The 20,504-nt window shown below is 68.7% G+C and carries 17 protein-coding genes and 1 riboswitch; of the genes, 9 read left to right on the forward strand and 8 right to left on the reverse strand.

Translation table 11 applies throughout. The features are described 5' to 3' along the window. Window positions 1-5 precede the first annotated feature (5 nt). The 5 genes from AC5P1C_RS30950 (at window position 6) to AC5P1C_RS30970 (ending at window position 5,862) form a co-directional block, all read left to right on the forward strand. Entirely contained in the window at window positions 6-1,271 is a 1,266-nt protein-coding gene (locus AC5P1C_RS30950) for an HD-GYP domain-containing protein (protein WP_493869333.1), read from the forward strand. A 103-nt stretch (window positions 1,272-1,374) separates the two neighbouring features. Then, entirely contained in the window at window positions 1,375-2,355 is a 981-nt protein-coding gene (locus AC5P1C_RS30955; RefSeq protein WP_493869253.1) for a tetratricopeptide repeat protein, read from the forward strand. Window positions 2,356-2,419: 64 nt separating this feature from the next. Beyond that, window positions 2,420-3,070, forward strand: coding sequence for a peptide deformylase (def, locus tag AC5P1C_RS30960; RefSeq protein WP_493869254.1), 651 nt, complete (start codon window positions 2,420-2,422; stop codon window positions 3,068-3,070). 327 nt (window positions 3,071-3,397) lie between these two features. Beyond that, window positions 3,398-4,519 (forward strand): epi-isozizaene synthase, encoded by a 1,122-nt coding sequence (cyc1, locus tag AC5P1C_RS30965; RefSeq protein WP_493869255.1) that lies wholly within the window; start codon window positions 3,398-3,400, stop codon window positions 4,517-4,519. Beyond that, window positions 4,516-5,862 carry a bifunctional albaflavenone monooxygenase/terpene synthase gene (locus AC5P1C_RS30970; RefSeq protein WP_493869256.1) on the forward strand — a complete coding sequence of 449 codons (1,347 nt, stop codon included), beginning with the start codon at window positions 4,516-4,518 and terminating at the stop codon, window positions 5,860-5,862. The genes cyc1 and AC5P1C_RS30970 overlap by 4 nt, the downstream gene beginning before the upstream one ends. On the opposite strand, the gene AC5P1C_RS30975 is transcribed toward AC5P1C_RS30970, so the two are convergent. The 3 genes from AC5P1C_RS30975 to AC5P1C_RS30985 all read right to left on the reverse strand — a co-directional run bounded on the left by AC5P1C_RS30975 (window position 5,816) and on the right by AC5P1C_RS30985 (window position 10,529). Then, window positions 5,816-6,817 (reverse strand): helix-turn-helix domain-containing protein, encoded by a 1,002-nt coding sequence (locus AC5P1C_RS30975; RefSeq protein ID WP_493869257.1) that lies wholly within the window; start codon window positions 6,815-6,817, stop codon window positions 5,816-5,818. The genes AC5P1C_RS30970 and AC5P1C_RS30975 overlap by 47 nt on opposite strands. Before the next feature lie 245 nt (window positions 6,818-7,062). Continuing rightward, entirely contained in the window at window positions 7,063-8,085 is a 1,023-nt protein-coding gene (locus AC5P1C_RS30980; protein ID WP_493869258.1) for a ribonucleotide-diphosphate reductase subunit beta, read from the reverse strand. Then, window positions 8,085-10,529, reverse strand: a complete 2,445-nt coding sequence (locus AC5P1C_RS30985; protein ID WP_493869259.1) for a ribonucleoside-diphosphate reductase subunit alpha — start codon at window positions 10,527-10,529, stop codon at window positions 8,085-8,087. Before AC5P1C_RS30985 ends, AC5P1C_RS30980 begins: the two co-directional genes overlap by 1 nt. 137 nt (window positions 10,530-10,666) lie before the next feature. Then, window positions 10,667-10,790: riboswitch (cobalamin riboswitch) on the reverse strand. A gap of 100 nt (window positions 10,791-10,890) precedes the next feature. Between AC5P1C_RS30985 and AC5P1C_RS30990 the strand changes: the two genes are divergently transcribed. Beyond that, window positions 10,891-11,622 carry a hypothetical protein gene (locus AC5P1C_RS30990; RefSeq protein ID WP_493869260.1) on the forward strand — a complete coding sequence of 244 codons (732 nt, stop codon included), beginning with the start codon at window positions 10,891-10,893 and terminating at the stop codon, window positions 11,620-11,622. A 68-nt stretch (window positions 11,623-11,690) separates the two neighbouring features. Here AC5P1C_RS30990 and mctP read toward each other — a convergent pair whose 3' ends face one another. From mctP to AC5P1C_RS31015, 5 genes are all read right to left on the reverse strand, one after another. After that, entirely contained in the window at window positions 11,691-13,340 is a 1,650-nt protein-coding gene (mctP, locus tag AC5P1C_RS30995) for a monocarboxylate uptake permease MctP (protein WP_493869261.1), read from the reverse strand. Then, a complete protein-coding gene (locus AC5P1C_RS31000) occupies window positions 13,337-13,606 on the reverse strand; it encodes a DUF3311 domain-containing protein (RefSeq protein ID WP_493869262.1) in 270 nt (89 codons plus the stop codon). The genes mctP and AC5P1C_RS31000 overlap by 4 nt, the downstream gene beginning before the upstream one ends. A gap of 152 nt (window positions 13,607-13,758) precedes the next feature. Further along, on the reverse strand, window positions 13,759-13,956 hold the full coding sequence (locus AC5P1C_RS31005) for a YbdD/YjiX family protein (protein ID WP_493869263.1): 198 nt from the start codon (window positions 13,954-13,956) through the stop codon (window positions 13,759-13,761). After that, window positions 13,953-16,115, reverse strand: coding sequence for a carbon starvation CstA family protein (locus AC5P1C_RS31010; RefSeq protein WP_493869264.1), 2,163 nt, complete (start codon window positions 16,113-16,115; stop codon window positions 13,953-13,955). The genes AC5P1C_RS31005 and AC5P1C_RS31010 overlap by 4 nt, the downstream gene beginning before the upstream one ends. Window positions 16,116-16,217: 102 nt before the next feature. Then, window positions 16,218-17,015, reverse strand: a complete 798-nt coding sequence (locus tag AC5P1C_RS31015; protein WP_493869334.1) for a GntR family transcriptional regulator — start codon at window positions 17,013-17,015, stop codon at window positions 16,218-16,220. Window positions 17,016-17,301: 286 nt separating this feature from the next. Here AC5P1C_RS31015 and AC5P1C_RS31020 point away from each other — a divergent pair, with 286 nt between their 5' ends. The 3 genes from AC5P1C_RS31020 (at window position 17,302) to AC5P1C_RS31030 (ending at window position 20,503) form a co-directional block, all read left to right on the forward strand. Then, window positions 17,302-18,576 (forward strand): extracellular solute-binding protein, encoded by a 1,275-nt coding sequence (locus AC5P1C_RS31020; protein ID WP_493869265.1) that lies wholly within the window; start codon window positions 17,302-17,304, stop codon window positions 18,574-18,576. Window positions 18,577-18,683: 107 nt separating this feature from the next. Further along, window positions 18,684-19,664 carry a carbohydrate ABC transporter permease gene (locus tag AC5P1C_RS31025; protein WP_493869266.1) on the forward strand — a complete coding sequence of 327 codons (981 nt, stop codon included), beginning with the start codon at window positions 18,684-18,686 and terminating at the stop codon, window positions 19,662-19,664. A gap of 32 nt (window positions 19,665-19,696) precedes the next feature. Then, on the forward strand, window positions 19,697-20,503 hold the full coding sequence (locus AC5P1C_RS31030) for a carbohydrate ABC transporter permease (RefSeq protein ID WP_493869335.1): 807 nt from the start codon (window positions 19,697-19,699) through the stop codon (window positions 20,501-20,503). The last annotated feature ends 1 nt before the right edge of the window (window position 20,504 follow it).

A 20,504-nucleotide genomic window follows, 5' to 3' on the forward strand; every position in this document is an offset into this window, starting at 1 on the left:
GCGCCATGTTCCGCCGTGCGGAACGCCTCCCCACAACAGTTGCGGTCTGCGTCTATGGTGCCGCCGGAATCCTCACGCTCCTCGCCCTCGGCTGGACCCTCTGGCACGGCGTCGTCGAAGGGGGGATCGCGCTCACCTTCGGGGCACTCGTCGCCGTGGGGGAGCTGGCCCGGTGGCGGGCCGGGGGGAGCGATCGGGAGCCCGCGCCGCTCGGGGCCGCGGGCGCGCTCGCGTACGCGCTGCTCGGGGAGGTCGCGGGGCGGCCCACGCACCATGGTGTGTTCCAGGTGATCGCCGTGGTCGTCGCCGCCACGCTCGTCGGGGCCGTGCCGCACGTGGCGCTCGGCAAGGGGCCCGCCCTGGACCACGTGACGCGGCGCGTGCTCACCGTCGGGTTCGCCGCCGCCTGCTTCCAACCGCTCTACAACGCGGGGAAGTTGCAGGAGTGGGTGGGGCAGGGGCCCGCCTTCGCCGTCGTCATCGTCGCGCTGCTCGTCCTGACCGCCCTCTGCGACGCCGTGCTCGCCGCGGCCATGGCGCACGCCCGGACCAGATGGCCCTTCGGACCGCTCCTGCGCGACGAGCTGCGGGCCATGCTCGGCATCGGGTCCGCCGTGTGCGCGACGGGGGCCGTCATGGCGCTCGCGGTGGCCGTGGCGGGGCTCTGGGCGCTGCCCGTCTTCAGCCTGCCGCTGCTGCTCACCCAGCTGTCGTTCGGGCGCTACGCCGCCGTGCGCACCACCTACCGGCAGACCATCACCTCGCTCGCCCGGTCCACCGAGATCGCCGGGTACACCCCGCAGGGCCACGCCCGCCGCGTGGCCGCGCTCAGCAGGGCCGTGGGGCGTGAGCTCGGGCTCTCCGAGCCGGACCTCGCCGTCCTGGAGTACGCGGCCCTGATGCACGACATCGGGCAGCTCTCCCTCGTCGACCCCGTGCCCGCGGGCGCCACCGCCGCCCTGCCGGACGCGGAACAGCGGCGCATCGCGCTCCTCGGCGGTGCCGTCGTGCGTCAGACGGGCGTGAACGGCGACGTCGCCGTGGTCGTGGAGCGGCAGGCGGATCCGTACCGCGATCAGCCCCTCACCGCCCGTATCGTGCGGGCCGCCAACGCGTACGACGAGATGGCCAGGGGAGAAGGCCCCGGGGGCCCGCTCAACGCCCTGGAGCGGCTGCGCCTCGGCACCGGCCGCGACTACCAGCCCGAAGTTGTGGAAGCCCTGGCCCGCGTGCTTGCGCGGGGCGGTCATAGCTTGCCGTCGGCTGGGTAACCCATGGGTAATGAGCGGCCGTCCGACCGTACGTGGTTGGATGCGAAGAGGGCCCTCAGGGCACATCGGAACGCAGGAACTTGAGTATCGGCAGGCGGGAATCGTGAGGATCTTCGGCAAGGGACGGCACCGGCCCTCCGCCTCATGGCGGCAGGCCACCGACCGCGCCTTCACGCTGATCGGCGACGGGCGGTACGAGGACGCGGGCGCGCTGCTTACCCGCGCGGCGGATCTCGAGCCGTGGCTCTCGGAGTCCTGGTTCAACCTCGCGCTGCTCCACAAGTTCCGGCACGACTGGGAGCAGGCGCGGGCCGCGGGCCTGCGGGCCGTCGCGCTGCTCGACCGGTCGGCGGGCGCCCCCGACTGGTGGAACGTGGGGATCGCCGCCACCGCGCTGCAGGACTGGCCCCTTGCCCGGCGGGCCTGGCAGGCGTACGGCCTGCGCGTCCCGGGCGGTGTGGCCGCCTCCGGTGAGCCCACCGGCATGGACCTGGGCAGCGCCGCCGTGCGGCTCTCGCCCGAGGGCGAGGCCGAGGTCGTGTGGGGGCGCAGGCTCGATCCGGCCCGGATCGAGGTTCTCTCCATCCCGCTGCCCTCCTCCGGGCGCCGCTGGGGCGAGGTCGTGCTGCACGACGGTGTCCCGCACGGCGAGCGGACGACGGGGGCCGGGGATTCGTACCCCGTCTTCGACGAGATCGAGCTGTGGGCGCCCTCGCCCGTCCCGACCTGGGTGGTTCTCCTGGAGGCCGCCACCGAGGACGACCGGGACGCCCTGGAGAAGCTCGCGGCGGACGCGGGCTTCGCGGCCGAGGACTGGTCGTCGTCCGTGCGGCTGCTCTGTCGCATGTGCTCCGAGAGCCGTATGCCGAGCGACGAGGGCGACGGCGAGCACCTGGACCCGCACGACCACAGCGAACCGGGCCACCCCGGGCCGCTCGGCCACCGCAGCCCCGGCGCCCTGTGGGTGCCCGAGCGCGAGTGCGGCATCGCCGCGCCCGCCGCACTGGTGCGCGGGCTGCTCGACGGCTGGGTCGCGGACAGCCCGGACTCCCGTGACTGGCGGGATCTGGAAGAGGTCTGCTGACTCCTGGCCGTAGGCTGTACCGGCACCATCTCTTGTGGGTTCCCAGGAAGGCGTACGTCGGACAATGGCGCAGGACACTGAGCAGCAGGCCTCGGGCGGGGTCCTCCCCGTAGACGACGAGGGCTTCGTCATCGACACGGAGGACTGCGAGGAGCGGGAGACGGCCTACCGCGAGCGCGGCACGTCCCGGCCCATCACGGTCGTGGGCAACCCTGTGCTGCACAAGGAGTGCAAGGACGTCACGGCCTTCGACGACGAGCTCGCGCAGCTCGTCGACGACATGTTCGCGAGCCAGCGGACCGCCGAGGGCGTGGGCCTGGCCGCCAACCAGATCGGCGTCGACCGGAAGGTCTTCGTCTACGACTGCATGGACGACGAGGGCAAGCGGCACGTCGGCGTGGTCTGCAACCCCGTCGTGCGCGAGCTCCCCGCGGACCGGCGCCGCCTGGACGAGGCGGGCGAGGGCTGCCTCTCCGTGCCCACGGCCTACGCCGACCTGGCCCGCCCGGACTACGCCGAGGTGACCGGGCAGGACGAGAAGGGCAACCCCATCAAGGTGCGGGGCACCGGCTACTTCTCGCGCTGCCTGCAGCACGAGACGGACCACCTGTACGGCTACCTCTACATCGACCGTCTGTCCAAGCGCGACCGCAAGGACGCGCTGCGGCAGATGGAAGAGGGCACACCGCGCTACCCCGTCGTGCCGAACGACTGACCGTCGCGTCGAACGACCGAGTCGACTCCAGGCACGCGCGCACCGCGAGCCACCTGCGGCCCCTGGCCGGGAACTCCCTCCCGGCCGGGGGCCGTTCGCATGTGCTGTGCAGATCCCGGTCAGATGTGCGAGCAAATCAGGCTCACGATGATCCAGAATCAGTCACCTACGGGAATTTTCTCGGCGCTGGGGGGTAGTGAATGGCGCAAATCTGTTCCCTGAACGGTCAGTTGTGGTGCTGAATGGAAAGCGCGGGGATCCGCAACGGCGCGCGCCCGGTACGGCGGGAGGGGCGCACGTCCTCAGGCTGCTGAGAGGGGCTTCTTCGTGCCTGCATATTCATATGGCACTTCACCGACACAGCCGCAGACACCGGCGGTATCCGTGCCACCGGCGCTGGCGCTTCCGGTGATCGAGGCGGATTTTCCACGACGACTTCATCCGTATTGGCCGACACTTCAGGAGAAGTCCAGGACATGGCTGCGCGAAATGCGCCTCATGCCCGCGGACAAGGTCGAGAGGTACGCCGACAGCCTGTGCTACACCGACCTGGTGGCCGGCTACTACATTGGCGCGCCCGACGAGTTGCTCAGCGCGATAGCCGACCTCAGCAGTTGGTTCTTCGCGTGGGACGACCGGCACGACCGCGACTCGGTGCACGGCAGGGCGGCGCAGTGGCGCCGGTTGTGCCGCGGGCTCCACGAGACGCTCCGGGCGCCCAGGCAGCAACTGCACCACCGCGACCCTCTGGTCGCGGGGTTCGCGGACTGCGTCCTGAGGCTGTACTCGCACCTCGGGGCCAGCTGGAACGCCCGGTTCGCGCGGCACTTCCACAGCGTGATCGAGGCGTACGACCTGGAGTTCAGGAACCGCAGGACCGGCACGGTCCCGACGGTCGAGGCGTACATCGAGCTGCGGAGGCTGACGTTCGCCCACTGGACGTGGATCGACCTGCTCGAACCCACGGCGCGGTACGAACTGCCGCGGGAAGTGCGGAAGCATCCGGCATATCGGCGGGCGGCGCTCGCCACGCAGGATTTCTCCGCCTGGTACAACGACCTGTGCTCACTTCCCAAGGAACTCGCGGGAGATGAACTGCACAATCTCGGGATCAGTCTGATCCAGCACGAGGGATTGTCCCTCGAAGCGGCCGTTTCGGAAGTCCACCGGCGGGTTACCCGCTGCATATCGGATTTCCTCGCGGCGGAAAAGGAAGTGCTGTGTCTCGCCGGGCGATTGGCCGACGGAAGCACGAAGGGAAAGGAACTCTCGGACGCGGTGGAATCCTGCGTCTTCAACATGCGGAACTGGTTCTCATCCGTTTACTGGTTCCATCACGAATCCGGTCGCTATCGGGTGGACAGCTGGGACGACAGGTCCATTCCCCCTTATGTGAGCGACGCGGCGACGAGCGACATGGCCGGAAACGATTTGGTAGGTGAGGAATGAGCGTCGAATCCGCGATACCCACGACGATTCCACCGCTCGTGAGCGGTGGCGCACCGCTCATCGGCCACGCCTGGAACCTGGTGCGCGACCCGCTCGGCTTCCTGGCCGCGCTGCGGGACCATGGTGATCTCGTACGGATCAGGCTGGGACCCAGGACGGCGTACGCGGTCTGCGACCCGGAGCTCGTCGGGCAGATGCTCAAGAGCCCCGAGTACATCGTCGGGGGGCCGCTCTGGGACACCCTGGAGGTGCTCCTCGGCAAGGGCGTGGCGACCAGCAACGGCAAGCTGCACCGGCGTCAACGGCGCATGATGCAGCCCGCGTTCAGGCCCGAGCGGATCGCCGACTACGCCAAGGTGATGGAGGAGGAGGCCCGCGCCACGGCCGCGCGCTGGCGGTCGGGCGACACGGTCGACGTCAGTGCGGAGATGTTCCGCACCGCCGTGCGCATCGTGTCCCGCTCGCTCCTTGAGGTCGACTCGATCGGCGAGAAGGCGGACCGCATCGCGGATTCGCTGCACACCGTCTTCGAGGGGCTCTACCGTCGGATGGTCCTGTCCGTCGGACCGCTGTACCGCGTGCCGACCCAGGGCAACCGCCGCTTCCAGAACGCGCTCGCCGATCTGCACGCACTGGTCGACGAGATCATCGCCGAACGCAGGGCGACGGATTTGGGCCAGGACGACCTGCTGGCCGAAATGCTGCGGGCCCGCGATGAAACAGGGCAGCCGCTCAGCGATCAGGAGGTCCACGACCATGTGGTCTCTCTTGTCGTGGCGGGTGCCGAGAATGTCGCGTCGACCCTGGCATGGACGTTCAACCTGCTGACCGAACACCCCGAGCAGGAAAGGCGATTGGTTGAAGAGGTAAATTCCGTCGCGCCGGATCGGGAGATCACATTCGCCGATCTGGGGGACCTTCCGCACACCCGGAATGTCGTCACGGAGGCCATGCGCATACGGCCCGCCGCTTGGATATTCACCCGCCGGTCAGTAGCCGAGACAAACCTCGGTGGCTACCGCATTCCGGCCGACGCGGACATCGTCTACAGCGTGTACGCGATGCAACGCGATCCGCGTTCCTTCGAGCACCATCTCGAGTTCGACCCGGACCGCTGGAATCCGGAACGCGCCAGTAGCGTCCCGGAGTTCGCGATGATGCCGTTCAGTGTCGGCAACCGAAAGTGCCCGGGGGACCACTTCAGCCTGGCCGAGCTCGCCATCATCCTGGCGACGGTGGCCCCGAAGTGGCACCTCGCGCCCGTCGAGGAGACCGACACGGACACGAAGATCGGCATCACGCTGCATCCGAAGCGTCTGGTTCTGCGCGCCGAGCGGCGCTGACGCCAGGACCGCGGAAGGTGCGGCGGTAGGCGTTCGGCGTGGTGCCGAGCGCCCGCAGGAACTGGTGGCGCATCGCCGCGGCGTTGCCGAAACCGGCACGCCCGGCGATCGCGTCCACCGTCTCGTCCGAGCCCTCCAGCAACTCCTGTGCCAGGAGCACCCGTTGGCGCAGGAGCCAGCGGTAGGGCGTGGTGCCAGTCTCCTGCTGGAAGCGGCGCGCGAAGGTGCGCGGCGACATGTGCGCGCGCTCGGCGAGCCGCTCGACGGTGATGTCCGTGTCCAGATGCCGCTCCATCCAGGCGAGCACACCGCCCACGGTGTCGCACGCCGTGCGCGGCAGTGGGCGCGACACGAACTGTGCCTGGCCGCCGTCGCGGTGGGGCGGCACGACCATGCGCCGCGCGATGGCGTTGGCGACCTCCGTGCCGTGCTCCTGGCGCACGATGTGCAGGCAGGCGTCGATCCCGGCGGCGGTGCCCGCCGACGTGATGACGGGGCCCTCGTCCACGTACAGGACGTCGGGCTCGACCCGGGCGCGCGGATAGCGCACCGCGAGCTCCGCGGAGTGCTGCCAGTGCACCGCGCAGCGGCGGCCGTCGAGCAGCCCCGCGGCGCCGAGCACGAAGACGCCGGAGCAGACGGACAGGACACGCGCCCCGCGGTCCACCGCGCGGCGCAGGGCGGCGAGCAGGTCCTCGGGGTAGGCGCGGTCCACGAACGACCGGCCCGCGGGCACGGCGATGAGATCGGCCTCTTCGAGCCGGTCGAGGCCGTACGGAGTGGTGATCGAGAACCCGGCGTGATTGCTCAGGGGACCACTCTCCGCGGCGACCACCGCGAAGTCGTACACCGGAAGCCCCTCGTCGCTCCGGTCGAGGCCGAACACCTCGCAGACGACGCCGAGTTCGAAGGGATTGACGCCGTCGAGCAGCACGGCGGCCACGTTTTTCAGCATGCCCGCAGTGTGCCGCACGGTTGGCAGCAAGTCGATGGTGTGTGGCAGTCCTGCCACTGCCGCCGGAGTCCGGCGCGCAGGACAGTGAGGACATGAACGCATTCGTCGATTACGCGACCGTCCTGACCGTCCTCCTCCTGCTGGCCGCACCCTCGCTCGTCGGGTACGTCCACGACCGCCGGATCGACCGCGAGCTGCGCGAGGCGGGGGACGCCGCCTCGCGCAGCCCTCACGGGCCGGTGGGACTAGAAGTCGTCGTCGAAGGAGACCGAACCCTCGACCGCGACCTGGTAGGCCGAAGGACGCCGCTCGAAGAAGTTGGTCAGCTCCTGGACTCCCTGGAGCTCCATGAACGAGAACGGGTTTGAGGAGCCGTAGACCGGCGCGAAGCCGAGCCGCTGGAGCCGCTGGTCGGCGACGCACTGGAGGTACTCGCGCATGGAGTCGGTGTTCATGCCGGGCAGGCCATCGCCGCACAGGTCGCGCGCGAACTGCAGCTCGGCCTCGACGGCCTCCTTGAGCATGTCCGTGACCTGCGTCTGCAGCGCGTCGTCGAAGAGCTCCGGCTCCTCCTTGCGGACGGTGTCGACGACGTCGAAGGCGAAGCTCATGTGCATCGTCTCGTCGCGGAACACCCAGTTGGTGCCGGTGGCGAGGCCGTGCAGCAGGCCGCGCGAGCGGAACCAGTAGACGTACGCGAACGCACCGTAGAAGAAGAGCCCTTCGATGCACGCGGCGAAGCAGATCAGGTTCAGGAGGAAGCGGCGCCGGTCGGCCTTGCTCTCCAGGCGGTCCATCTTCTCGACCGAGTCCATCCACCGGAAGCAGAACTCGGCCTTCTCGCGGATGGAGGGGATCTCCTCGACCGCGTCGAAGGCCGCCGCGCGGTCCTGTGGGTCGGGCAGATACGTGTCGAGCAGCGTCAGATAGAACTGGACGTGCACGGCCTCCTCGAAGAGCTGACGGCTCAAGTAGAGCCGGGCTTCGGGGGAGTTGATGTGCTTGTAGAGCGTCAGGACCAGGTTGTTGGAGACGATCGAGTCGCCGGTCGCGAAGAACGCGACCAGGCGGCCGATCATGTGCTGCTCGCCGGGCGAGAGCTTGGCGAGGTCGGCGACGTCCGAGTGGAGGTCGACCTCCTCCACGGTCCAGGTGTTCTTGATCGCGTCCCGGTAGCGCTCGTAGAAGTCCGGGTAGCGCATGGGACGCAGGGTCAGCTCGAAGCCCGGGTCGAGGAGGTTCTTCTCGGCGTTGGTGGTGGAGCTCATTACTGGCAGGCCTCGCAGGACTCGGGGTTTTCCAGGGAGCAGGCGACGGCGTCTTCGGCCGATGCCTGGGCGGGTACGGGGGCGGGCTCGGCGGCTTCGGCGCGGCCCGCCGCCGCGCGGGCGATCCGGGTCGCCGGGCGCGAACGCAGGTAGTACGTGGTCTTCAGGCCCGACTGCCAGGCGTACGCGTACATCGAGGAGAGCTTGCCGATGGTCGGTGTCTCCAGGAACAGGTTCAGGGACTGCGCCTGGTCCAGGAACGGCGTGCGCGCGGCGGCCATGTCGATCAGGCCGCGCTGCGGGATCTCCCACGCGGTGCGGTAGAGCTCGCGTACCTCGGCCGGGATCCAACTGAAGCCCTGTACCGAGCCGTTGGCCTCGCGCAGCGCCTCACGGGTCTGCGCGTCCCAGACGCCGAGCCGCTTGAGCTCCTGCACCAGGTAGGCGTTGACCTGGAGGAATTCACCACTCAGCGTCTCGCGCTTGAAGAGGTTGGAGACCTGCGGCTCGATGCACTCGTACACGCCCGCGATGGACGCGATCGTGGCGGTCGGCGCGATCGCGAGCAGCAGCGAGTTGCGCATGCCTGTCACGGCGATACGTTCCCGCAGCGCGGCCCAGCGCTCCGGCCAGGTCAGCTCGACGCCGTAGTGGTCGGGGTGCAGGACGCCGCGCGCGGTGCGGGTCTTCTCCCAGGCGGGCAGCGGGCCGATGGGGGTCCCCTCTGCACCGGAGCCTGCCGAAGGCGCTTGGGGGCGCTCGGCGAGGTCGGCCGACGCCTCGTACGCGGCGAGCATGATCCGCTCGGCGATGCGCGTCGAGAGGGCGCGCGCGGCAGGGGAGTCGAAGGGCAGCTTCAGCTGGAAGAAGACGTCCTGCAGACCCATCGCGCCCAGGCCCACCGGGCGCCACCGGGCGTTCGAGCGCCCGGCCTGCTCGGTCGGGTAGAAGTTGATGTCGACCACACGGTCGAGGAACGTGACGGCGGTACGGACGGTCTCGTCGAGCCGCTCCCAGTCGATGTCGCCCGCGGCGGTGTCCACGAAGGCGCCGAGATTCACCGAACCCAGGTTGCAGACGGCCGTCTCCCCGTCGTCCGTCACCTCCAGGATCTCCGTGCAGAGGTTGGACGAGTGCACCGTGTGGCCGGGCTCCGCCGTCTGGTTGGCGGTGCGGTTGGCGGCGTCCTTGAACGTCATCCAGCCGTTGCCGGTCTGCGCGAGGGTGCGCATCATGCGGCCGTAGAGGTCACGGGCGGGGATGGTCTTGCGGGCGAGCCCGTCCGCCTCGGCCTTGCGGTAGGCGGCGTCGAACTCCTCGCCCCACAGGTCGACGAGCTCGGGCACGTCGGCCGGCGAGAACAGTGACCAGTCCTCGCTCGCGGCGACCCGGCGCATGAACTCGTCCGGGATCCAGTGCGCGAGGTTGAGGTTGTGCGTGCGCCGCTGGTCCTCGCCCGTGTTGTCGCGCAGCTCCAGGAACTCCTCGATGTCGGCGTGCCAGGTCTCCAGGTAGACCGCGGCGGCGCCCTTGCGGCGGCCGCCCTGGTTCACGGCGGCGACGGAGGCGTCCAGGGTCTTCAGGAACGGCACGATGCCGTTGGAATGGCCGTTCGTGCCGCGGATCAGCGAACCGCGGGCGCGGATGCGGGAGTACGAGAGGCCGATGCCGCCCGCGTGCTTGGAGAGGCGCGCGACCTGGTGGTAGCGGTCGTAGATGGAGTCCAGCTCGTCCAGCGGGGAGTCGAGGAGGTAGCAGGAGGACATCTGCGGGTGGCGGGTGCCCGAGTTGAAGAGCGTCGGCGAGGACGGCAGGTAGTCCAGGCGGCTCATCAGGCGGTACAGGGCGGCGACTTCGTCCACCGAGCGCGGGGAGCCGTCCTCGGCGAGGCCGCTCGCGACGCGCAGCATGAAGTGCTGCGGGGTCTCGATGACGTGCCGGGTGATCGGATGGCGAAGGAGATAGCGGCTGTGCAGGGTGCGCAGGCCGAAGTATCCGAAGCGGAAGTCGGCGCCGTCCGACAGGGCCGCCTCGACGAGACCGTCCAGGTGCTCGGCATGGTCGGCGACGAACGCGGCGGTGCGGTCCGCGATCAGGCCCTCGCGGTGGCCCACGGCGACCGAGTCGGAGAAGGAGCGCACGCCCTGCGACGCGGCCTCGTCACGGATGCTGAGGCTCAGGAGCCTGGCCGCGAGCTGCGAGTAGGTCGGGTCCTCGGAGATGAGCCCGGCGGCCGCCTCGGTCGCAAGCTCCCGCAGCTCCGCCACATCGGCCCGCGCCGAACGGCCGCGCAGCGCGGCGGCGGCGACCCGGCCCGGGTCGGCGTCGGGGAGATCGGCGGTGAGTTCGGTCAGGGTACGCAGCAGCGCGGTGCCTGGGCCGTCGGCGGTCTGCGACTCGTCGGTGGTCTGCGCTGACGCAGGTTCGGCTGGCGCGATGGTCACGTGGAGCACTCCCTCGCTCGGCTCTGAGCCTTGGGGAGGGGCGAGTGACACACGGGGGCGCGCCCAGGGCAGGGCTGCGCTCCGCGTCCACCAGCCCATTCCACGAGGCCCGGACGTCGTTGGCACCCGGACCGGTCGGAACGGGCACGCTGTCGACAGGTCATCGGACTTGCGAGCACGACAAATGCGTACTCATACACCGTTGCGGGACAGTTCCGGACTTGCACCGGATTCCCCTGCGGCGACAGCGAGCACGAGCATACATCTTGTGCTGGCTCTGGGCGGCAGCCCCATATCTTGTGTCGGCGCGTGTGTCCCCTAGGGTGGCGGCCGAACTGAACGTCGAACAGGGGGAGACGGCGTGCGAGGTCTTGGCGCGGGCTGTGCCGTGGGGTTGCTGATGCTGCTCACCGGATGTGGGGACGCCGGCGAGAAGGCGGAGACGAAGCCTGCGCGGCCCCCGGAGCCGACTGCGGCGGCCGGCGTCGACGGTGACGCCGATCCCCGCCGGCTCTTCACGGACGCCGAGTTGAAGGCGGCGCTGCTCTTGCCCACGGCCGCAGGGAAGAAGGCCACGGCTTCGGAGACCTCGACGGGTCTCTTCGACCAGGGCTACGGGGGCGGGGATTGGAGCGGCTGCCCGGCCGGTGAGAAGGAGCGCGGGGAGCTGCGGCGTATGCGGGGCGCCAGCGCCGAGCGGACGCTGCGGCCGGATCCGGGGGCCGTCTCCGAGGGTGATCCCTACGTCTTCCAGCGCCTGGTCTCGATGCCCTCCGAGCGCGCCGAGCGCCACATCGAACTCCGTCGGCAGCTCAACGAGGCGTGCCCCCGCGTCACCGTCGACACCGAGGCGGCCCCCGTCGAGGAGCACCACGTCGCCGAAAAGCTGCCGGACCTCGGCGACGACGCCCTCCTGGAGACCACGCGGACCACGGGCGGCGACGAGTACGACGGCACGCCGCATTACCAGGCCGAGGTGCGGGTCGGCGGTGTGCTCGTGATGGTGGACGCGGGCACCGACAAGGACCTGGCGATCTCCTCTGCGGCCAAGGCCGCGGCGCGGGTCCGGACGGAGCTCTACAAGGCCACGTGAGGCTGCACGTGAGCGCGGGCCGTCGGATTCCTCCGGCGGCCCGCGCTCACGTTGTGTACGGGGAAGAGTCAGTGCCCGCCCGGCGCCCCCGCCGTGGCCGGCGGCAGCTCCTCCACGACACCCGGGTCGCCCGCGTCCGCGGTGTAGTCGCCGGGAGAGGTCTCGTCGATGCCGTCAGGGGCCTTCATGGCGCGCAGGACGAAGGTCGCGACCACGGTGACCACCACGTTCAGGACGAACGCCGTGAGGCCGATGTAGCCGATCTCGCCGATGCCGGGGATCTCTTCGGACGAGCCGCCGAAGTGCTTCTGCGTCGGCGACGCGACGCCATACGCGGCGACCGTGCCGTAGATCATGCCGACCGCCCAGCCCGCGAGCAGCGCCCAGCGGTGGAACCACCGCGTGAACAGGCCGCCGACGAGCGCGGGCATGGTCTGCAGGATCCAGATGCCGCCCAGGAGCTGGAAGTTGATCGCGACCGTCTTGTCCATGGTGAGGACGAACGCGAGCGCGCCGACCTTCACGAGCAGGGAGACCAGCTTGGAGACCTTGGTCTCCTGCGCCGGTGTCGCGTCCGGCCTGATGAAGTCCTTGTAGATGTTCCTGGTGAAGAGGTTCGCCGCCGCGATCGACATGATGGCGGCCGGCACGAGCGCTCCGATGCCGATCGCCGCGAACGCGACGCCGGTGAACCAGTCGGGGAACATCGTCTCGAACAACTGCGGAATCGCCAGCTGACCGTTCTCGACCTTCACCCCGGCCGCGATCGCCATGAAGCCGAGCAGCGCGAGCAGGCCCAGCATCAGCGAATAGAGCGGCAGGATCGTGGTGTTGCGGCGGATCACGTTGCGGCTCTTGGAGGAGAGGGTCGCCGTGATCGAGTGCGGGTACATGAACAGCGCGAGCGCGGAGCCGAGGGCGAGCGTGGCGTAGGTCCACTGCCCCGCGTGGCCCGGCGCGAGGCCCGCGACGGGCTTGCCCGCCGCCTCGTTCGCCGACGAGAACTTGTCGTTCGCCGCCTGGAAGATCTCGTCGAAGCCGCCGAGCTTGATCGGGATGTAGATGATCGCGACGGCGATGACGAGGTAGATCAGGCCGTCCTTCACGAACGCGATCAGCGCGGGGGCACGCAGACCCGACGAGTACGTGTACGCGGCGAGCACCGCGAACGCGATCAGGAGCGGCAGGTCCTTGATGAACCAGTTCGTGTCCGGGCCGCCGCCGACGCCCATGACGTCGAGCACGGCCTGGATGCCGACCAGTTGGAGCGCGATGTACGGCATCGTGGCGAGGATGCCGGTGACCGCGACGGCCAGCGAGAGCCCCTTGGAGCCGAAGCGCCCGCGCACGAAGTCCGATGTGGTCACGTAGCCGTGCTTGTGCGAGACGGACCACAGGCGCGGCAGGAAGGTGAAGATCAGCGGGTAGACGAGGATCGTGTACGGCACCGCGAAGAAGCCGGCCGCGCCCGCCGCGTAGATCGCCGCCGGGACGGCCACGAACGTATAGGCGGTGTAGAGGTCGCCGCCGAGCAGGAACCACGTGACCCAGGTGCCGAACGAGCGTCCGCCCAGGCCCCATTCGTCCAGGCTCTCGGTCTCGGCCTTGCGCCAGCGCGCGGCCAGGAAGCCCATGGCCGTGACAAGAATGAAGAAGAAGATGAAGACGGCGAGGGCGATGCCGTTCACGCCGCCCGTGTCCGCTGCGAGCTCGTTCATCGGGTCGCACCCCCCTGGGCCTGCTCGGCCTTGCGGGCGCGCTGGTCACGCTGCCACAGCTTGTACGCGATCATGGTCAGAACAGTGGATATGAGCACCCACAGCATCTGGTACCAGTAGAAGAACGGGATGCCGATGAAGGTCGGTTCGACCTTCGCGTAGGAGCCCACCCAGAGCATCGCCACGAACGGCGCGACGAGACAGAGGGCAACGACCACGCGGACCGGCGTGATCACCGGTCTGCTCACTTCAGGCGCATCTGACACTTGGCGGCTCCGCTCCCTCGCTTATCCCACCTTTAATGTGCGGGAAATCTAAGCGAGAGTATTGATCTATGGAACCCCCGTCCGGATACCGGACGGATATCGGGCGGGCCGATGCGCCTGTCGCGTAAGGGGCCGGAGGGGTCGACGCGCGGTCAGCAGCAGCGGAATCCCTGCCTGGGGTCCGACTCCTGCCGGTCCGTCCGCATCCGCTCGAACTCCCTCCGGGAGGGGACGGATGCCTCGGGATGCGCCTTCCGTGCGTGCGCGACATATCGGTCGTACGCGGACTCGTCGGTCAACTCCCGTGCGTACCAGCGCACCCAGCGCATCCCGCGCAGCACCCACGTCATGACGGGGTCCTCGCGTCCTCGGCCTCCCTCGCCGCCGCGAGCTCCGCCTTCTCCTCCTGGGTCGGGATGAGTCCGGCGGGCTCGACGATCTTCGACTCCACGTACGCGGCCTCGCTCAGCTTCGACGACTGCGGGTTGCGGATGTGCTTCACGCAGATCCGGGCCGCGTCCGCGATCACGACGACGATGAGCAGGGCGAGCGCGGCCGAAAGGACGCCGTCCACCGTGGAGTTGGTGACGACGGTGTGCATGTCGTCCATGGACTTGGCGGGCGGTAGGACCTTTCCGTCCTCGATCGCGTCCTGGTAGATCGAGCGCTGCTTGAAGAAGCCCACGCGCGGGTCGCTGGAGAAGACCTTCTGCCAGCTCGCGGTCAGGGTCACCGTCGCGTCCCAGGCGAGCGGAATGCCGGTGATCCAGGCCCACTTGAGGCGACCCGACTTCACCAGGAGCGTCGTGCAGACGGCGAGCGCGACCGCCGCGAGGAGCTGGTTGGAGATGCCGAAGATCGGGAAGAGCTGGTTGATCCCGCCGAGCGGCTCGTGCACGCCCACCCACAGGAAGTAGCCCCACAGGCCGGTGACGACCGCGCTGGTGATGATGAGTCCGGGCTTCCAACTGACCCTCTTGAAGGGCTTGTAGACGTTCCCGAGCATGTCCTGCAGCATGAAGCGGCCCACGCGCGTGCCCGCGTCGAGCGCGGTCAGGATGAACAACGCCTCAAACATGATCGCGAAGTGGTACCAGAAGGCCTTCATCGAGCCACCGGTGACCTTCGAGAAGATCTCGGAGACACCGACCGCGAGCGTGGGAGCGCCGCCGGTGCGCGAGAGCAGCGAGGACTCCTCGACGTTCTTGGCGGCCTGCGCGAGATCCTCGGGCGAGATGGAGTACCCGAAGCCGGCGACCGCCTGGGACGCGGCCTGGACGTTGTCCCCGATGACGCCCGCGGGCGCGTTCATCGCGAAGTAGAGCCCGGGGTCGATGATGCTCGCCGCGATGAGCGCCATGACCGCGACGGACGACTCCATCAGCATGGAGCCGTAGCCGATCATCCTGACCTGCGTCTCCTTCTGGATCATCTTCGGCGTCGTGCCCGAGGAGATCAGCGCGTGGAAGCCGGACAGGGCCCCGCAGGCGATGGTGATGAAGACGAACGGGAAGAGGGACCCCGCGAAGACCGGCCCGTCGCCGCGCGAGGCGAAGTCGGTCACAGGGTCCATCTTCAGCGTCGGAAGCGTGACGACGACGCCGATCGCGAGCAGCAGGATCGTGCCGATCTTCATGAACGTGGAGAGGTAGTCGCGCGGCGCGAGCAGCATCCACACCGGCAGGATCGAGGCGATGAATCCGTACGCCACCAGCCAGATGACCAGCGTCGACGGCGCGAGCGTGAACGTCTCCGCGAGGGACGACTCGGCGACCCAGCGCCCGGCGACGAGCGCGATGAGCAGCAGCGTGATCCCGATGAGGGAGACCTCGCTGACCCGGCCCGGACGCAGGATCCGCAGGTAGAACCCCATGAACAGGGCGATCGGAATGGTCATCGCGATGGAGAAGGTGCCCCACGGCGAGTCCGCGAGCGCGTTGACGACGACGAGCGCGAGCACCCCGAGCAGGACGATCATGATGGCGAACGCGGCGAGCAGCGCGGCGGCCCCGCCGAACGGACCGATCTCCTCGCGCGCCATCTGCCCGAGCGACTTGCCGTCACGCCGCGTGGAGAAGAAGAGGACGACCATGTCCTGCACGGCGCCCGCGAAGATCACGCCGACGATGATCCAGATCGTGCCCGGCAAGTAGCCCATCTGCGCGGCCAGTACGGGCCCCACCAGCGGTCCCGCGCCCGCGATGGCCGCGAAGTGGTGGCCGAGCAGGACGCGGCGGTCGGTCGGGTGATAGTCGATGCCGTTGTCCAGGCGCTCCGCCGGGGTGGCACGCTTCTTGTCGACCTTCAGAACGCGGTTGACGATGAACTTGGAGTAGAAGCGATAGGCGATGGCGTACGAGCCGAGTGCCGCGGCCACCATCCAGGCCGCCGACACCTCCTCGTCGCGTGAGAGCGCCATGACGGTCCAGCCCGCTGCGCCCACCAGCGCGACGAGGGTCCAGATGACGATGGTTCGGGGATCGGCTGTTCTGGGACTCGCTGTGCGCACCGGGTCGTCCTCCCGTTCATCATGCGATGACGGGAGGAACGTAGAGCAGCGGGGTGATCTGCGCCAGACCCCCGGGAGAGGATCAGTCCGCCGGACGGCGGGTCACTCCGTGGGGCGCTTGAGGCGGGCCACGAATTTGTAGCGGTCGCCCCGGTAGACCGAACGGACCCACTCCACCGGCTGACCGCCGCCGTCCAGGGAGTGCCGCGACAGGAGCAGCATCGGCAGCCCCACGTCCGTGCCGAGCAGGCCGGCCTCGCGCGGCGTCGCGAGCGAGGTCTCGATGGTCTCCTCGGCCTCCGCGAGATGGACGTCGTACACCTCGGCGAGTGCTGTGTAGAGCGAGGTGTACTTGACCAGGGAGCGGCGCAGGGCGGGGAAGCGCTTGGCCGAGAGGTGCGTGGTCTCGATGGCCATCGCCTCGCCGTTGGCCAGGCGCAGCCGCTCGATCCTCAGGACCCGGCCGCCCGTACTGATGTCGAGCAGTTCGGCGAGGGTGTCATCGGCGGTGATGTACCCGATGTCCAGGAGCTGCGAGGTGGGTTCGAGGCCCTGGGCCCTCATGTCCTCGGTGTACGACGTGAGTTGGAGCGCCTGGGAGACCTTCGGCTTGGCCACGAAGGTGCCCTTGCCCTGGATCCGCTCAAGGCGGCCCTCGACGACCAGCTCCTGCAGGGCCTGGCGCACCGTCGTGCGCGAGGTGTCGAACTCGGCGGCGAGCGTGCGCTCGGGCGGGACCGGGGTGCCGGGCGGGAGCGTCTCGGTCATGTCGAGCAAGTGCCGCTTCAGGCGGTAGTACTTGGGCACGCGCGCGGTGCGGCCGACGCCCGTGGCCGCCCCGGTGTCCGTGGCCGAGGACGCGCCCGCGTCGGTTCCCGTACTGCCCGCCTCTGTGCCCATGCTCTGCCTTCCCGGCTCCTGTGCTGCTGCCGTCACCGGCTCCTCCGTCTGTCGCGGCTCACATCGTGGCACGTACCGGGCTGAGGGGGCCGTGCCCGCTCAGGTGTCGGTCCGATAACGGACCTGACAGCCCTTCTTATACACCCTTGACACCCCTAAAGGTCTAGGCCAAGCTCCCCGTACTGGTCTACACCATTAAAGACCAGGTTCCAGTCCCACGGGCAGATCTCGGTCCATTTGGTCGCTGCGGGTGGGGGGTTGACTGGCATCCCTTGAGGAGGGTGACGTGAAGCGCAAGCTCATAGCGGCCATCGGTGTCGCGGGCATGTTGGTCTCGATCGCGGCCTGTGGCGGCGACGACGGAGACAAGAAGTCCGGCGGCGGTGACGGCTTCAAGGGTGAGACGCTGACGCTCTGGGCGATGGATGGTTCGACGCCCGACGGGTGGACTAAGGACGTCAAGGCCGCCTTCGAGAAGAAGACCGGCGCCAAGCTGAACATCGAAGTCCAGCAGTGGAACGGCATCCAGCAGAAGCTGACCACCGCCCTCTCCGAGGAGAACCCGCCGGACGTCTTCGAGATCGGCAACACCCAGACCGCCGCGTACGCCAAGACCGGCGGCCTCGCCGACCTGAGCGACCTCAAGAAGACGGTCGGCGCCGACTGGACCGAGTCGATCAACAAGTCCTCGGTCGTGGACGGCAAGCAGTACGCCGCCCCGTGGTTCGTGCTCAACCGCGTCGTGGTCTACAACAAGAAGATCTGGGCCGACGCCGGCATCAAGGACACCCCCAAGACCCGCGACGAGTTCCTCAAGGACCTCAAGGCGATCGAGTCCAAGACGGACGCCGAGCCGATCTACCTGCCCGGCCAGAACTGGTACCACTTCGTCGGCCTGACCATCGGCGAGGGCGCCGAGCTGGTCAAGAAGGACGGCGACAAGTACGTCTCCAACCTCGCCGACCCCAAGGTCGCCAAGGCCATGAAGACGTACAAGGAGTTCGCGGACCTCTCCAAGGCCCCCAAGAACAAGGACGAGGCCACCCCGCAGCAGGCCGAGGTCTTCGCCAAGGGCAAGACCGGCGCCTTCATCGGCATGAGCTGGGAAGCGCCCACCGCCATCAAGGCGAACCCGAAGATCGAGAAGGACATCGGTTTCTTCACGATCCCCGGCGCCACCGCCGACAAGCCCGAGGGCGTCTTCCTCGGCGGCTCGAACCTCGCCGTCGCCGCGACCAGCGAGAAGCAGGAGCTCGCCAAGGAGTTCCTGAAGATCGCGCTGTCCGACAAGCACGAGGGAGCGCTCGCCAAGGAAGGCGGCGTCATCCCGAACAAGAAGGCCCTGGAGGCCCAGCTCGAGGGCAACCCGGCCGCCGAGGCCGCGGCGCCCGCCACCGCCGGCGGCGGCACGACCCCGCTGATCCCGGAGTGGGCTCCGGTGGAGAACACGCCGAACCCGATCAAGAACTACATGACCGCGGTGCTGAACGGTAAGTCCAACGACGAGGCCGCCAAGCAGGTCGAGGGCGAGCTCAACAAGCGCCTGTCGCAGAAGCAGTAAGGACGCGCTCCTGCCGGGGTCTTCGGGCCCGGGGTCGCCATCGACCCCGGGCCCGGTGCCCCGGCGCAGCGCTGCGTTCCGCGATGCCCACGAAAGAGATGGCGAGCATGACCGTGCAGACCGAACGGCCGCCCTCCGGCCCGACGGACGTCGTGAAAACGGACGGACGGCCGGCTGAGCCCGGCAAGCCCCGCGAGCGGGCCCGGTCGCTCGCGCCCTACCTGCTACTGCTTCCCGCGGTCGCGGCCACCCTGGTCTTCCTCGGCTGGCCGCTGGTCAACAACGGGATCCTGTCGTTCCAGAACCTCAACATGCGGCAGTTCATCCTGCACCTCACCGAGTGGAACGGGATCTCCAACTTCAAGGAGGTCCTCACCGGCGAGGACTTCTGGCGCGTCACCGGCCGGTCGATCGCGTTCACCGCGATCAACGTCGCACTGATCATGCTGCTCGGCACCTTGGTGGGCCTGCTGCTCGCACGGCTCGGCAGGCGCATGCGGGTGCTGCTCCTGGTCGGACTCGTGCTCGCCTGGGCGATGCCGATCATCGCGTCGACGACCGTCTACCAGTGGCTGTTCGCGACGCGCTTCGGCGTCGTCAACTGGGTCCTGGACAAGGCCGGTTGGCACTCGATGGCCGACTACGACTGGATGGGCAGCCAGTACTCCACCTTCTTCGTGGTCATCGTCCTGATCGTCTGGCAGTCGATCCCGTTCGTGGCGATCAACCTGTACGCCGCCACGACGACGATCCCCAAGGAGCTCTACGAAGCCGCGTCACTGGACGGCGCCGGCGCGTGGAAGCGGTTCACGAACGTCACGATGCCGTACCTGAAGCCCTTCCTCTTCGCCACGACGTTCCTGGAGATCATCTGGGTCTTCAAGGCGTTCGCACAGGTCTTCGCGCTCAACGAGGGCGGCCCCGACCGGCTCACCGAGATCCTGCCCGTCTACGCCTATATCGAGGGCATGGGCAACCAGCACTTCGGCATGGGCGCGGCGATCGCGCTGCTCACCATCGTCATCCTGCTGGTCCTGACCTCGTTCTACCTGCGGATCGTGCTCAAGCAAGGGGAGGACGAGCTGTGACGCGCAACGCTTCGTCTCGGCGGCTCCGCCGCATCTGGCCCAACGCGGTCGCCGTCGTACTCTTCGTCGGCTTCGTCTTCCCGGTCTACTGGATGTTCGCCACGGCCTTCAAGCCGACCGGCGACATCATCAGCGAGGACCCGGTGTGGTTCCCGACCGACGCGACGTTCGAGCACTTCAAGACGGCCGTGAAGGCCGACCACTTCTGGACGATGGTCGGCAACTCCCTCACCGTCACGGTGCTCGCCGTGCTCTTCTCGCTGATCATCGGCCTCGCGTCGGCGTTCGCGCTCGCCCGGATGCGGTTCAAGGGCCGCAAGGGCTTCGTCATCGGCTTCATGCTGGCCCAGATGGCGCCCTGGGAAGTCATGGTCATCGCGATCTACATCATCGTGCGCGACGCCGACATGCTGAACAGCCTGGTTCCGCTCACCCTCTTCTACATGGTGATGATCCTGCCCTTCACGCTCCTGACGCTGCGCGGCTTCGTCGCCGCGGTGCCGCGCGAGCTCGAGGAGTCGGCGATGGTCGACGGCTGTTCACGGATGCAGGCGTTCCGCCGGGTGATCCTGCCGCTGCTCGCGCCCGGCCTGATGTCCACCTCGCTCTTCGGCTTCATCACCGCGTGGAACGAATTCCCGCTCGTCCTTGTCCTCAACAAAGAGGCGGAAGCCAAGACCCTGCCGGTGTGGCTCTCCGGTTTCCAGACAGCATTCGGCGACGACTGGGGTGCCACCATGGCCGCTGCCTCGCTCTTCGCCATCCCGATCCTGATCCTCTTCGTCTTCCTGCAGCGCAGGGCCGTGAGCGGTCTGACCGACGGCGCCGTGAAGGGATAAC

It is taken from the genome of Streptomyces sp. A18, assembly GCF_059026065.1.

Bases quoted from the DNA above. Each gene is read 5' to 3' on its own strand.
- AC5P1C_RS30980 (WP_493869258.1), bottom strand. From the start codon at position 8,085: ATGAGCTCCACCACCAACGCCGAGAAGAACCTCCTCGACCCGGGCTTC.
- AC5P1C_RS30970 (WP_493869256.1), top strand. From the start codon at position 4,516: ATGAGCGTCGAATCCGCGATACCCACGACGATTCCACCGCTCGTGAGC.
- mctP (WP_493869261.1), bottom strand. From the start codon at position 13,340: ATGAACGAGCTCGCAGCGGACACGGGCGGCGTGAACGGCATCGCCCTC.
- AC5P1C_RS31025 (WP_493869266.1), top strand. From the start codon at position 18,684: ATGACCGTGCAGACCGAACGGCCGCCCTCCGGCCCGACGGACGTCGTG.
- AC5P1C_RS30950 (WP_493869333.1), top strand. From the start codon at position 6: ATGTTCCGCCGTGCGGAACGCCTCCCCACAACAGTTGCGGTCTGCGTC.
- AC5P1C_RS31005 (WP_493869263.1), bottom strand. From the start codon at position 13,956: ATGACGTGGGTGCTGCGCGGGATGCGCTGGGTGCGCTGGTACGCACGG.
- AC5P1C_RS30975 (WP_493869257.1), bottom strand. From the start codon at position 6,817: ATGCTGAAAAACGTGGCCGCCGTGCTGCTCGACGGCGTCAATCCCTTC.
- def (WP_493869254.1), top strand. From the start codon at position 2,420: ATGGCGCAGGACACTGAGCAGCAGGCCTCGGGCGGGGTCCTCCCCGTA.
- AC5P1C_RS31015 (WP_493869334.1), bottom strand. From the start codon at position 17,015: ATGGGCACAGAGGCGGGCAGTACGGGAACCGACGCGGGCGCGTCCTCG.